Genomic DNA, 13,872 nt, shown 5'->3' with positions numbered 1-13,872 from the left:
ATTGTTATTTAGAATAACATTGTTTACAAAGATTAGATAGCATCACAGATTAAATTACCCATTTCTTTAGTACCAACTTTAGTTGTACCATCACTGTAAATATCTGCGGTTCTATAACCTTTTTCTAATACGTCAAAAACACCATCTTCTATTGCTTTTGCTTCATCTTCTAATTTAAATGAATATCTTAACATCATTGCAACTGATAAAATAGTTGCAATTGGATTTGCAATATCCATACCAGCAATATCAGGAGCACTACCATGAATTGGTTCATACATACCTAAAGTACCGTATCCAAGAGATGCACTTGGAAGCATTCCAATACTACCTGTAATTTGAGAAGCTTCATCACTTAATATATCACCAAACATATTAGTTGTAACAATAGTATCAAATTGCTTTGGATTTCTAACTAATTGCATTGCAGCATTATCAACATATTGATGATTTACTTCAACCTCAGGGTAATCTTTAGCCATATCTTCAACGATGCTTCTCCAAAGTTGTGATGAATTTAATATATTAGCTTTATCAATACTTGTTAATTTTTTATTTCTAATCATTGAAATTTCAAAAGCTTTTTTAACAATTCTTTCAATTTCATCTCTTCTATAACTTAAAGTATCAAAAGCACTGTTTTCATCACTACCTCTTTCTCCAAAATAAATACCACCTGTTAATTCTCTAACTACCATGATATCTAATCCATCACCGATAATTTCATCTTTTAATGGACATGCATCTTTTAATTGTGGATACATTACAGCAGGTCTTAAATTACAGAATAAATTCATTCCACTTCTAAGCCCTAAAAGAGCTTTTTCAGGTCTTAATTCAGATGCGACATTATCCCATTTTGGGCCACCAACAGCACCTAGAAGAACTGAATCACAAGAATTACAAATATCTAAGCTTTCTTGAGGTAAAGGATGTCCAACTTTATCAATTGCAGCACCACCTGCTATAGCATCTTTATATTCTACTTTATGATTAAATTTTTCTGCTACTTTATCTAAAACTTTTACAGCTTCATCTATAATATCAGGTCCAATACCATCACCTTTAACTAGAGCAATTTTCATATCCATAATTTATTTATTCTCCTCTCTATTTTTTATATATGCAGCAAGTCCACCTGCTTTAATCAATTCTTGCATAAAAGGAGGGAATGGTTCTGCTTGGAATTCTTTGTTTTTTGTAATATTTTTAATTTTACCAGTATCAAAGTTAACTTCTACTTCATCACCTTTTTCAATATTTTCACATGCCTCAGCACATTCTAGAATAGGAAGACCAATATTTAATGAATTTCTATAGAAAATCCTTGCAAATGACTTTGCAATAACACAAGATATGCCACTTGCTTTAATAGCAATAGGAGCATGTTCTCTAGAAGATCCACAACCAAAGTTCTTATCTCCTACAATTATATCTCCATCTTGTACATTTGATGCGAAATCAGCATCTATATCTTCCATACAGTGCTTTGCAAGTTCACTATGAACTGATGTATTTAAGTATCTTGCTGGGATTATTACATCTGTATCTACATTATCACCATATCTAAAAACTTTACCTTTACTTTCCATAATTATTATTTCTCCTCAATTGTGTTAGGATCTGTTATAAATCCTGTGATTGCTGATGCTGCTGCAACCTCTGGTCCTGCTAAATATACTTCAGATTTTACATGTCCCATTCTACCAACAAAGTTTCTATTTGTTGTTGATACAGCTCTCTCTCCTTCTGCTAATATACCCATATGACCACCTAAACAAGGTCCACAAGTAGGGGTTGATACAGCACAACCACTATCAATAAAGATATCAAATAAACCATCGTGCATTGCATCTTTCCAAATTTGTTGAGTTGCAGGGAGAACTATACATCTAACATGATCACTAATTTTATGACCTTTTAGTATCTTTGCAGCTTTTTGTAAGTCTGATAAACGGCCATTTGTACATGAACCAATTACTACTTGATCAATTCTTACTTCTTCAATTTCATCAAAAGTTTTTGTATTTTCAGGTAGATGAGGATAAGCTACAGTACATTTTATTGTTGATAAATCAATATCATATGTTTTTACATATTCAGCATCACTATCAGCTTCAAAAATTGTAGGTACTTGTGCATTATGATCAATTAAATATTTAAGAGTAATTTCATCAACAGGGAAAATACCATTTTTACCACCTGCTTCAATTGCCATATTTGCAACTGTAAATCTATCATCAATAGTTAAGTTTTTTACACCGTCACCACTGAATTCCATACTTTGATATAATGCCCCATCAACACCAATCATTCCAATAATATGTAAGATTAAATCTTTACCACCAACATTTTTATTAAATTTACCAGTTAAGTTAAATTTAATTGCTGAAGGAACTTTAAACCAAGCTTGTCCTGTTGCCATACCACAAGCCATATCAGTAGAACCAACACCAGTTGAGAAAGCTCCTAAAGCTCCATAAGTACAAGTATGAGAATCAGCTCCAATAACTAAGTCCCCTGCAGTTACTAAACCTTGTTCTGGAAGAAGTGCATGTTCAACACCCATCTGCCCTACTTCGAAATAATTAGTAATTTCGTTTTTCTTTGCAAATTGTCTCATGCAATTACATTGTTCTGCTGCTTTAATGTCTTTATTTGGTGCAAAATGGTCAGGTACTAATGCAATTTTATCTTTATCAAATACATCTTTCTTACCAAATTTATCAAATTCATTTATAGCTACTGGAGCAGTAATATCATTACCTAATACTAAGTCCAAATCAGCCATAATTAATTGACCAGCTCTAACAGAATCTAATCCTGCTTTTTTTGCTAGTAACTTTTGTGACATTGTCATTCCCATAACTTTTATCTCCTATTTTGCTGGCTCAACACCAGATTCTTCTAAGTACCATGCTATACTATCGCTTAAAGCTTGCCAGCTTGCTGCGATTATATCGTGATCGACACCTACTGTGGACCATGTTTTTTTCCCATCAGTAGATTCTATTAATACCCTTACAACTGAAGCTGTAGCTTGATCAAGTGAATCTAATACCCGAACTTTATAATCACTTAAATATACATCCTTTAATATTGGATAAAAAGGATCTAATACTTTTCTAAGTGCTTTGTCCAAAGCATTAACAGGACCTGCTCCTTCAGCAGCTGTTATTGCACTTTCTCCTGCAACTTCAACTTTTATCATAGCTGCATGTGGTTCAACTTCATTATATTCTTTACCAATAGTTTGATAATGAGCAAGCTCAAAATATGATTTTTTGCTTTCTATACATCTTTTTATTAGTAAATCAAAGGAGGCTTCAGCTCCTTCAAATTGATAACCACAAGCTTCTAATTCTTTTAACTTGTTAACAAGATCATATACTCTTTTATCTTTACTATCAAAATTTGGATAATGTTTTTTAATCTTTTGAAGTAATAAAGCCTTTCCTGCAACTTCACTTGTTAACAATCTTCTACTATTTCCTATCAATGTAGGTTCCATATGTTCAAAAGAGATTGGATTCTTTTTAACCCCATCTATGTGCATTCCGCCTTTATGAGCGAAAGCACTTCTTCCAACAAAAGGAGATAATTTTGGGATTCTCACATTTGAAATTTCTGAAATTTCATGTGCTATTGTTGTTAAGTTTTCAAAAACTGAATCTTCTAAACAATCAACACCCATTTTGAATTTCAAATTACAAACTGTCTCAACCAAATTAGCATTACCACATCTCTCTCCAAAGCCGAGCATTGTACCTTGAATTTGTCTAGCTCCAGCTTCATATGCTAAAAGAGAAGAGGCAACTGCAACTCCTCCATCATTGTGAGTATGTATACCAATAGTAATATCACCATATCTATTTACTACATCTTCTGTAATAGTTTTAATCTCACTTGGAAGAGCTCCACCTCTAGTTTCACATAAAATTAATTTTGTTGCTCCACCTTCTATTGCAGCATCTAAAGTTTTAAGTGCATATTCTTTATTAGACTTATATCCATCAAAGAAATGTTCTGCATCAAAAAATACTTCTTTATTATTTTTTGATAAAAAACTAATAGTATCTCTTATCATCTCTAAATTAGCATCAAGAGTTGTATGAATAATATCTGTAACATGAAAATCCCAAGATTTACCAAATATGCAAATAGTATCAACTCCACAATCTATTAATGCTTTTAGATTGATATCATCTTCACTTTTTGTGTCATATCTTCTAGTAGAACCAAAAGCTACAAGTTTTGAGTTTTTTAACTCAATCTTTTTCAATTCATTAAAAAGTAAAATATCTTTAGGATTTGAACCTGGATTTCCAGCTTCAATATAATCTATATGTAGTTCATCTAATAAATTAACTAGTTTTAGTTTATCAGCTACTGAAAAACTTATGCCTTCAGCTTGAGATCCATCTCTAAGAGTTGAATCGAATATTTCAACTTTTCCCATATTTCCTACCTTTTATTTATCGCTGTGACCTACCAACATATCATCATTTAAATCTAGCTGTTGAGCTGGAATAGAGGAGCCAAGAGCTAATTCACTTGTATTTAACATATGATTAACTGCTGCTAGGGTTGAAAGAATAGATGCTTCTATAACGTCTGTTGATATACCACGACCTCTATAGAACTCTTTTCCATCTGTAATTTTAACAACAACTTCACCTTGTGCATCTCTATGTTCTGTTACAGCTTGTAAACTATAATCACAAAGACCAAATGGATGTTTAACTATTTTTTCTACAGCTCTAATTGCAGCATAAACAGGACCAGATCCAACAGCAACCTCTTCATATTTTTTACCTTTGTGAAGAAGTGTTACACATGCAGTACTAGTCATCATATTTCCACTGTTAACAACAAATCTATCAAGAGTCCAGTCGTTTTCACCCCATTTTTCACTAGATTCAACTAATGCAAGTAAGTCTCTATTACTAATTGTTTTCTTTCTATCACATAGAGCTTTAAATTCTTTAAATAGTCTCTTAGCTTCATCTTTATCTAAGATATAACCTAAATCTTCCATTCTCTTTACAAAAGCATGTTGTCCTGAGTGCTTACCTAATACAAATTCAGTTTTTACCATACCAACACTTTCTGGTGTCATTATTTCATAAGTTTTTGCATTAGCCATAATTCCATGTTGATGTATCCCTGATTCATGTGCAAAAGCATTTGCACCTACAATAGCTTTTGAAGGGAAAGGCTTAATATTTGTTATTGAAGATAAAGTTCTTGCTGTTTTATAGATTTCTTTTGTATTTAAATCTATTGAATATGGATATATATCCCCTCTTGTTTTAAGAGTCATAGCAAATTCTTCAAGGGCAGTATTGCCAGCTCTCTCTCCAATTCCACAAACTGTTCCTTCTACTTGTCTTGCCCCTGCTCTTACAGCTGCTAATGAATTTGCAAGTCCTAGTCCTAAGTCATTATGACAGTGAGCACTTAAAATAGCTTTATCAACATTAGGAACTTTATTTACAACTGTGCTAAACATGGTTTCAATATCAATAGGAGTAGAATAACCAACAGTATCAGGAAGATTAATTGTAGTAGCTCCAGCTTCAATAACAGCTTCAACAACTTGACACATATAATCTAAATCGGTGCGTGTTGCATCTTCAAGGGAAAATTCAACATCTTCACAAAGATTTCTAGCATATTTAACCATCTTAATTGATCTCTCTAATGCTTCTTCTCTACTCATTTTCAATTTATATTCTAAATGCAAATCACTTGTCGCTAAAAAAGTGTGAATTCTAGGTCTTCTTGCATTTTTAATTGCGTTATAACTAGCATCAATATCTTTTTCCAGGGCTCTAGAGAGAGATGCAATTATTAAATCACCAGCATTATCCGCGATTTCTTTTACTGCTTCAAAATCCCCAGGACTTGCAATTGCAAACCCAGCTTCAATTACGTTAACGCCGAGTTTTTCAAGTCTATTAGCCATCTTTAATTTTTCTTCTAAATTCATACTATAGCCAGGAGCTTGTTCTCCGTCTCTCAATGTAGTATCAAAAATAATAATTTGATCTTGCATTCTTGCCTCCAAAAATAATTAGTTCGAGAAAATTAGTTATATCTTTTAACTAATTTACTTAAAGTAAGTATTTTTATTCCCTCTATCCAAAAATATGAATAGAGGGAAAAATAAAATACTATTTTTTTAACCAGCTCATTAATGATCTAAGCTTTTTACCTGTTTTTTCTAAAAGACTTTCACTTTCAATTCTTCTCTTAGCATTGAAATAAGGTCTTTTTACTTGGTTTTCTAATAACCAGTTACGAGCAAATTCACCTTCTTGGATATCTTTTAGTACATTTTTCATAGCTTGCTTTGATTCATCAGTGATAATCTTATCTCCTGTGATATAATCTCCATATTCAGCAGTATCAGAGATTGAATATCTCATGTAAGAAAGTCCACCTTGGTTAATTAAGTCAACAATTAATTTCATTTCATGACAACATTCGAAATATGCCATTTCTGGTTGATAACCAGCTTCTACAAGTGTATCGAAACCTGCTTTGATAAGAGCTGAAACACCACCACAAAGAACAGCTTGTTCACCGAAAAGATCAGTTTCTGTTTCTTCTTTGAAAGTTGTTTCAAAAATACCAGCTCTACCTGCTCCTAAACCTTTAGCATAAGCTTTAGCAACTTCCATACTGTCTCCGCTTGGGTCTTGGTTTACACAAACTAAAGATGGTACACCTTTTCCTTCTTCAAATTGTGATCTAACTGTGTGACCAGGTCCTTTTGGAGCAATCATAATTACATTAACATCACTTGGAGGAGTAATTTGACCAAAATGAATATTAAAACCATGAGCAAATGCTAAATAGTCACCTTTTTCAAGTCCATCTTTAATTGCACTATCATAAAGAGATGATTGTTTTTCATCTGGTACAAGCATCATAATAACTTGAGCAGCTTTAGCAGCTTCACTAGCTTCCATTACTTTCAAACCAGCTTCTTCAGCTATGCTCCAACTCTTAGAGCCTTTATAAAGACCTACAACAACATCAACACCACTTTCTTTTAAGTTAAGTGCATGTGCATGTCCTTGGCTACCATAACCAATAATTGCTACTGTTTTACCTTCTAGGTACTTAAAATCTGCATCACTGTCATAATACATTTTACTCATTTTTCTTCATCCTTTGGCTTCGCCGATATAATTAATTTATTTTTATGTTTTTTGTTTTATAGCACTTCATATGGAGCATCTTTTAAAGCAAGTTCTCCACGACCAATTGCTGTAATACCTGTTCTAGTTAATTCAACTACTCCGTATGGATTAGCTAAATCTAAGAAAGATTTTATCTTTTTATTACTACCTGTTAATTGTAAAGTTATAGTTGAATGTGTAACATCAACAACTTTAGCTTTAAATAATTCGCTAAGTTCAATTACATTAGATCTATTTCCATTTTCAGTAGAAATTTTAACAAGAATTAATTCACTTTGAATTCCATTATCATCTGTTATAATTGCAACTCTATAAACATCAACTAGTTTTTCAACTTGATTTTTTATTTGTTTAACAATTGAAATATCACCTAATATAACTATAGTAATTCTACTAATGCCATTATCATTTGTTCTTCCAACACTTAAACTATCTATGTTATAGCCTCTCCTTGAGAAAAGGCCCACTACTCTTTGCAAGACACCTGAATGGTTTTTTACCAATAATGATAATGTAAATCTCATCTCTTTTATTCCTTCCATAATGTTTACTCCTTTCCAAAATGGGTATAGTAAATCACTCCCTATATATTTTTACTTTGGGAGGTCTTTACCACGGTCATATGCTTAAGCTGTATAAGCGCCGTGGCTACATAATAATAAGTAGGCTTGTTAAAATAAGAACTAATAAAGCGACAGGTAATAAGAGCACATCAATAATGTGGACTAAGATGACATCTAATAATAAAGAAAAATAATTTTTCATCTTAAAATATTCCTTATGCTTTAAGTTTTAATAGCTATAATCTATTTTATTTAAAGAAATAGGTCAATAGAAAATCAAAAAATTTTATACATTTTTTTGCATATATATACTTGTTTTATACACAAATATATAAAAAACATAAAATATAAGATATTCTGAGCTATTTCACTACAATTTCTATTAAAAATAGATAATAAGCTCCCTAAAAATAAAATACATTTGTAATATAACATATTAAAATAAAACAAAAAAGTTTTTTTATTAATATATTTGTTAGTAATTTAATATAACTAATATTTTTTGTTACAACCTTATATTATTTAAAGATATTATAACGTTTTTTATAAACAGTTATTCACAAAGTCGCACTTATTGTGTATAGTTATGTTTAAGGTTGTTATGATGATTTAATAAATATATTAAATTTTGTATATAAAAATAAAACATTTTGTTATCTGTTTTTTTTAGTCTACATATTGAATAATAGTGTAAAGCTATTATAATATATTTTTTATAATATATTTGTATTATAAATTTATAATTATTTTAAGGAAGTATTTTGAATTATTCATTAATTATTGTCATTAAGGATAATCATACTAGGTTAGATTTAATGACTAGTATAGATTGGAAACAATTAGGAATTGAGTTAATAGCATCATTGAGTGAAGGTATTATTGCTCAAAAAGTTATAGAAATATTAAAACCCGATATTGTAATAACAGAATTTTCAGTAAGAGGAATTTATTCCATGTTACAATCTTGTCCAATCTACCATACTATTATATTTGGAAATAGTGAAAAAGAAATGAACAGTACACACAAAGCTTTCGGACTAGGTGTTTTTCAGTATCACCAAAAACCAATTATTTATCAAAAAATAAACTATCTATTATTTGATATGAAAAAAAGAATTGCAAAGGATAAACAGAATTTAATTGAATCTGAATGTTCAACAAAAAATACCGTAATTCAACTAAAAACATCAACTGATAATCAATTAACTAATTCTGCTATTAACTTCATTGAACAAAATTATTCGAAAAATATTGGACTACAGGAAACTGCTGCGTTTTTAGGAGTTAGTGAAGCACATTTATCTAGAGTTTTTAAAAATGATACAAAAATAAATTTTGTAAAATACTTAAATTCATTTAGAATTAATGAAAGTATTCACTTAATGCATGATTCCTCTTTAAGTATTAATCAAATATGTAATGCTGTTGGTATACATAATCCAAGTTATTATTCTAAAATATTTAAAAATTTGTTAAAAGTTACCCCTAATAAATATAGAGATTCTTATATTAATTATAATAAAAAATAAAATAAAAAAGCCCTCCATCAAAAGCAATGCTTTCTCAGGAGGAGGATAATAAAAAATTAGGTCTCTCTAAACAGTTTAATTAAAATTAAACTTCTTCTTTTTTTGTTATTGATGCCATGTGACCATCTAAATAACTTGCGATTTTTTCCATAGTTTCGCTTGATACATCATGTTCAATTAAACATGCATCTCTATTACTAACTTCTTCACTAACATTTAAAATATCGCGTAAAAATCTTACTAAAGTAGTGTGTCGTTTATAAACCATTGAAGCATATACTTTACCCTTCTCTGTTAAAGAGATTTTACCATAAGTTTCATGGTTAATATATCCTTCTGAACTTAATACTTTCATAGCTCTATTTACGCTAGGTTTAGAAACATTAAGTTTTGTAGCAATATCTGTTGTTCTTACAACGCCTTTTTCATTCTCAATATTGAGAACAGCTTCTAAATAGTCTTCACCTGATTTATTCATAACTATAATATATACAATATTTTCCATTTTGTCACTCACTAAATGAACTTTTTTTTTTAATATTTTATTCAATTATGACATAATTCGGAAACCATTTTCTTGTATTACAAGTATTTAATTATTTATTGCACATAGTAATATTTTTTCACAAAAATTAGATTATGCTAACTTTTTTGTAATATATATCTATTTTTCTTCTAATTTGATAATAAAAATACATATTTTTCTATTAATTTTAAAAAAAGATATACAAATTATAACAACTAGATATAAAATAATAACAAAACAGATATAAGGTGGTAATATGCCAAAAAGAAATGATGCAACTTATGTATACGATATTCAGCCATTTAAAAAGATATTCCCTTATTTAATGCCTAGAAAATGTGATTCTTTAGTTTACTTAAATTGTGATCTAGATTTATCAGAAACTTTATTATTTATTAAGAATAATCCGTCCCCTACCTTAAATAGAAAATATAGAGTTTTTGAAATAATGATAGCGGCATTAATTAGACTTTTTGTATTAAGACCTGAATTAAATAGATTTTTGATGAATAAAAAGTTATGGCAACGAAATGATATTTCATTAAACTTTGTAGTTAAGAGAGACTATAGTGATGATTCCCCTGAGCACAGTGTTATATTAAAATTTGATCCTAATATGACTCTTGATGAAATTGCTAACTATGTAGATAAAAAAATTGAAGAAACTAGATCTATTACAGATGATGATAATAATAATAAAGCTGATAAACTAATTGACTTTTTTACTTCTTTTCCACCATTTATTACATCCTTTTTTGTTTCAATAATTAAATTCTTAGATATAAAAGGTATTGCTCCATTATCTATAACAGAAGAAGATGGACTTCACTGTAGTGCATATTTAAGTAACTTAGGAAGCATTGGACTTAGAAACGGGAAAGTTCAACATCACCTATATCAATGGGGTACAACTAGTATCTTTATGACAATTGGCTCTTTAAAAAGAAAAAGAATTATTTCAGAAGAAGGATTAGTTAGACGTGAGAATAAACTAGAAGTAGGTTTTACAATAGATGAGAGAATTTCTGATGGTTATTATTTCATTAAGTCTTTAAATATTTTACAAGATTTAATAAATAAGCCAGATCAACTTCTTACCCCTAGTAAAAAATCGTATTCAAAACCACCTAAAAATAAAAAAGAATATAAACTGATGAACAAAGCAAAAAAACAAGAAGAAAAAAGTTAACAATTTTTACAAAAAGTGTAATTAATTTACACGTTTCATGTTATAACTTGTTTTATAAAAATTACTATTATATGCTAAATAAAAACTAATTGGAGGAATTGTTTTGAAAGCTGCTCTCTTTGATATGGATGGAGTATTAGTTGATACTCAAAAATATCATCAATCTTGTTATAATGATATAGCAAAAGACTATTATGGTATTAAATTAGATAAATCTATTAATGATAAATTAAAAGGTGTATTAAGATATGAAGGAGCTATTACATTTTGTAAGGCTGTTAATATTGAACCTAATGAAGAAAACATTAAATATGTTTCATCTTTAAAAAATGAATTATATTTAAAAACTATAGAAAAAAATAAAGACTCTCTTCTTAAACCTGGAGCTAAACAACTTCTAAAACGCTTAAAAGATAAGAATGTTAAATTAGCTTTAGCTAGTGCATCTTCTAATGCCAAATATGTTATAAGATTAACTGGCATTGATCATTATTTTGATTATGTTGTAGATGTTAAAACAATTGGTAAAGGAAAACCTAATCCAGCAATATTCTTAGATGCTGCTTCAGCCCTTTGTGTAAAACCTAGTGACTGTGTAGTTTATGAAGATGCCATTAGTGGCATAGAAGCTGCTAATAATTGTGGAATGTATTCTATTGCAGTTAATATTGATTTTAGTAATACAACCTTTACTTATTCTAATAAAATAGCAAATCGTCAAGTAAAAACTTTAGAAGATTCTTTATGTTATAGAGGATTATATAGAGATTTATATGATGAAAGTGATAATTGTGAATTATTTATTTTTGATGCTGGAAATGTTGTTATCAATAATATTCATATATTTAATGATATTTTTGATCATTATAATTTAGATTCAATTCAGAGAAATGAATTTATTAATGATTATGCTAATTATAACGCACCGTTAATGGATGGTAATATTACTACTGATTTTTATATTAATCATATAAATGAAACAATGGATCTAAATATAGAGGGAGATCCCTTCTATGATTACTTTAAACCTGAATTTAATGAAGTAATTGTTAATCTAATTAAAAGCTTAAGAAAGAAAGGAAAGCGCGTTGTATTAGGATCTAATACATATGCACCTCATACTAAAAAAATGAAGGAAATGGGATTATTTGATCTTTTTGATGAAATATATGTAAGTAATGAAATGCATCATTACAAACCTAATCCATCTTTCTTTAGATATATATTGAGATGTGAGAACATGAAAGCTGAAAATACTTATTTTATTGATGATATGGCTGAAAATGTGGCAAGTGCCGCGGCCATTGGTATTAATGTATTAAATTATGTTGGAGAAGATAAAAATAAAATTTTAAATAATATTTTTAAAGAAATAATTTAACTAAATTATACGATTATTCTTTACACATGTAACTAATCTTTAAATAAATTGCTTATCTATTAGTAGTATAAAAATAATTTCATTGATTTAAATATTTATTTAATGAGGGTTAATATTATTTATGGAAAGTGCAAAAAAAAAGATATTACCAAAAAGAATTCCCAAAAAACGTGATTTATCAAAAAAAACTTTAATATATTCTTTTGGAACTATCGCTTCGGTGTTAGCAGCTCTATTAGCCGCTCCTATAATTACAAATTATATTACACCAGAAGATTTTGGAAATTATGAATATACTATTTCAATTATGTTTTTAATTTCCACATTCGGTTTTCTTGACATTCCTAATGCAATGCTTAGATTTATGTACGGAATTGATCAAGAAGACCAAGATTATAAAAGGAATGCTATATATTCTTCTTTCTTAATCCAATTTATTTGTACTTTGACATTATTTATAACTGTTGCAATAATAAATTATTTCATGCATATCCCTTTTTATAAATCTGGATTAATATATGGTATATTCTACTCTACAAGTTTATTCTACTTAAATGTTGCTAGAGGTCAAGATAAAGAAATCAGTTATACCATCGGATTCTCCCTTTATCATACATTTTACCTTATATCTATTTTTATCTTAATATTAATCTTAAAATTTAATTCACCAGCAATACTTTGGTCTATGTGCATAGGTTATGGAATACAAATAATTTATTTAGAAAAAAAAATTAAACTATTAAGGAATTTTAAATTTAAGTTCATCAAATTTAGCTTACTTAAAAATATAATGCGTTTTGCACTCCCTTTAGCTTTTGCAGCATTAGGTAATTGGATTCTTCAACACTATACTAATATTAAATTATTACATGCCATGGGAAGTTATGAAAATGGAATTTATGCACTCGCCTTAAATGTATCTAGAACTATACCTACTTTATCTTTTGGATTAATTATTGCTTGGCAAGAAGTTGCATATTCTAATAAAGAAATAATTGAAGAAAAAAACAAATTCTTTAAAAACTCTATAATTAATATAGTTGTAATATTAAGTTTAGTTTATATGCTTTTTGTTCCAGCTGCTACATTAATTGTCCCTTATTATTTAGGTGATGCATATAAAGAATTATTAAGTATTTTGTTTTTAACTACAGGTTCTCTCAGTATTGATATGCTCAGTTTAATGCTAGCTAGCACAATAGGAAATTCTGCAAATAGTAAACCAATAATGCTTTCAATTGGAATAGGTGCTATATTTTATCTACTATTAATAGATCCATTAATAGCAAGATTTGGTCTTATTGGTGCTGGAGTTGCAAATTTAAGCGGCTTTTTAACAACAGCTATTGTTAGAATGTGTTGGATTAGATGTAAAATGAAAATAAAACTACCTTTAGTTAAAATGTTATCTCTTTTCTTAATTTCTTCATTTGTAGGATATTTAAGTTATAAAGCAAACACTAAAGGTAATAT

12 protein-coding genes are annotated in these 13,872 nt (G+C 29.0%); 4 read left to right on the top strand and 8 right to left on the bottom strand.

What is annotated here, in order from left to right; translation table 11 throughout:
• Positions 1–32: 32 nt before the first annotated feature.
• From leuB to ilvN, 7 genes are all read right to left on the bottom strand, one after another.
• Complete coding sequence (gene leuB, locus ACPKM0_RS02790) at positions 33–1,091, bottom strand: 3-isopropylmalate dehydrogenase (protein ID WP_472473280.1); 1,059 nt, start codon at positions 1,089–1,091, stop codon at positions 33–35.
• A gap of 3 nt (positions 1,092–1,094) precedes the next feature.
• Positions 1,095–1,592: a 3-isopropylmalate dehydratase small subunit gene (gene leuD / locus ACPKM0_RS02785; RefSeq protein WP_472473279.1), complete on the bottom strand. Its 498-nt coding sequence runs from the start codon at positions 1,590–1,592 to the stop codon at positions 1,095–1,097.
• Between the two features lie 5 nt (positions 1,593–1,597).
• Positions 1,598–2,866 (bottom strand): 3-isopropylmalate dehydratase large subunit, encoded by a 1,269-nt coding sequence (gene leuC / locus ACPKM0_RS02780; protein ID WP_472473278.1) that lies wholly within the window; start codon positions 2,864–2,866, stop codon positions 1,598–1,600.
• Positions 2,867–2,878: 12 nt separating this feature from the next.
• On the bottom strand, positions 2,879–4,459 hold the full coding sequence (cimA, locus tag ACPKM0_RS02775; RefSeq protein ID WP_472473277.1) for a citramalate synthase: 1,581 nt from the start codon (positions 4,457–4,459) through the stop codon (positions 2,879–2,881).
• Between the two features lie 12 nt (positions 4,460–4,471).
• A complete protein-coding gene (locus tag ACPKM0_RS02770; protein WP_472473276.1) occupies positions 4,472–6,058 on the bottom strand; it encodes a 2-isopropylmalate synthase in 1,587 nt (528 codons plus the stop codon).
• Positions 6,059–6,176: 118 nt separating this feature from the next.
• A complete protein-coding gene (ilvC, locus tag ACPKM0_RS02765) occupies positions 6,177–7,169 on the bottom strand; it encodes a ketol-acid reductoisomerase (protein WP_472473275.1) in 993 nt (330 codons plus the stop codon).
• A 56-nt stretch (positions 7,170–7,225) separates the two neighbouring features.
• Entirely contained in the window at positions 7,226–7,753 is a 528-nt protein-coding gene (gene ilvN / locus ACPKM0_RS02760; RefSeq protein ID WP_472473274.1) for an acetolactate synthase small subunit, read from the bottom strand.
• 782 nt (positions 7,754–8,535) lie between these two features.
• Between ilvN and ACPKM0_RS02755 the strand changes: the two genes are divergently transcribed.
• The gene (locus ACPKM0_RS02755) at positions 8,536–9,303 is read left to right on the top strand and encodes a response regulator transcription factor (protein ID WP_472473273.1); all 768 of its coding nucleotides are present in this window, start codon (positions 8,536–8,538) and stop codon (positions 9,301–9,303) included.
• An 85-nt stretch (positions 9,304–9,388) separates the two neighbouring features.
• On the opposite strand, the gene ACPKM0_RS02750 is transcribed toward ACPKM0_RS02755, so the two are convergent.
• Positions 9,389–9,781 carry a metal-dependent transcriptional regulator gene (locus ACPKM0_RS02750; protein WP_472473272.1) on the bottom strand — a complete coding sequence of 131 codons (393 nt, stop codon included), beginning with the start codon at positions 9,779–9,781 and terminating at the stop codon, positions 9,389–9,391.
• A 304-nt stretch (positions 9,782–10,085) separates the two neighbouring features.
• Here ACPKM0_RS02750 and ACPKM0_RS02745 point away from each other — a divergent pair, with 304 nt between their 5' ends.
• The 3 genes from ACPKM0_RS02745 to ACPKM0_RS02735 form a co-directional block, all read left to right on the top strand.
• Positions 10,086–11,018, top strand: coding sequence for a 2-oxoacid:acceptor oxidoreductase (locus ACPKM0_RS02745; RefSeq protein ID WP_472473271.1), 933 nt, complete (start codon positions 10,086–10,088; stop codon positions 11,016–11,018).
• Positions 11,019–11,121: 103 nt separating this feature from the next.
• Positions 11,122–12,399: an HAD family hydrolase gene (locus tag ACPKM0_RS02740; RefSeq protein ID WP_472473270.1), complete on the top strand. Its 1,278-nt coding sequence runs from the start codon at positions 11,122–11,124 to the stop codon at positions 12,397–12,399.
• A gap of 121 nt (positions 12,400–12,520) precedes the next feature.
• A partial coding sequence (locus ACPKM0_RS02735) for a lipopolysaccharide biosynthesis protein (protein WP_472473269.1) occupies positions 12,521–13,872 on the top strand: 1,352 nt, incomplete at its 3' end.

The sequence above is a fragment of the Pleomorphochaeta sp. genome (assembly GCF_050031695.1).
In the GTDB taxonomy this organism is placed as follows: domain Bacteria; phylum Spirochaetota; class Spirochaetia; order Sphaerochaetales; family Sphaerochaetaceae; genus Pleomorphochaeta.
The sequence above is the reverse complement of the archived record's forward strand: the minus strand, read 5'-3'. Positions and strand labels throughout refer to the sequence as shown.

Bases quoted from the DNA above. Each gene is read 5' to 3' on its own strand.
- leuB (WP_472473280.1), bottom strand. From the start codon at position 1,091: ATGGATATGAAAATTGCTCTAGTTAAAGGTGATGGTATTGGACCTGAT.
- leuD (WP_472473279.1), bottom strand. From the start codon at position 1,592: ATGGAAAGTAAAGGTAAAGTTTTTAGATATGGTGATAATGTAGATACA.
- leuC (WP_472473278.1), bottom strand. From the start codon at position 2,866: ATGGGAATGACAATGTCACAAAAGTTACTAGCAAAAAAAGCAGGATTA.
- cimA (WP_472473277.1), bottom strand. From the start codon at position 4,459: ATGGGAAAAGTTGAAATATTCGATTCAACTCTTAGAGATGGATCTCAA.
- ACPKM0_RS02770 (WP_472473276.1), bottom strand. From the start codon at position 6,058: ATGCAAGATCAAATTATTATTTTTGATACTACATTGAGAGACGGAGAA.
- ilvC (WP_472473275.1), bottom strand. From the start codon at position 7,169: ATGAGTAAAATGTATTATGACAGTGATGCAGATTTTAAGTACCTAGAA.
- ilvN (WP_472473274.1), bottom strand. From the start codon at position 7,753: ATGGAAGGAATAAAAGAGATGAGATTTACATTATCATTATTGGTAAAA.
- ACPKM0_RS02750 (WP_472473272.1), bottom strand. From the start codon at position 9,781: ATGAATAAATCAGGTGAAGACTATTTAGAAGCTGTTCTCAATATTGAG.
- ACPKM0_RS02745 (WP_472473271.1), top strand. From the start codon at position 10,086: ATGCCAAAAAGAAATGATGCAACTTATGTATACGATATTCAGCCATTT.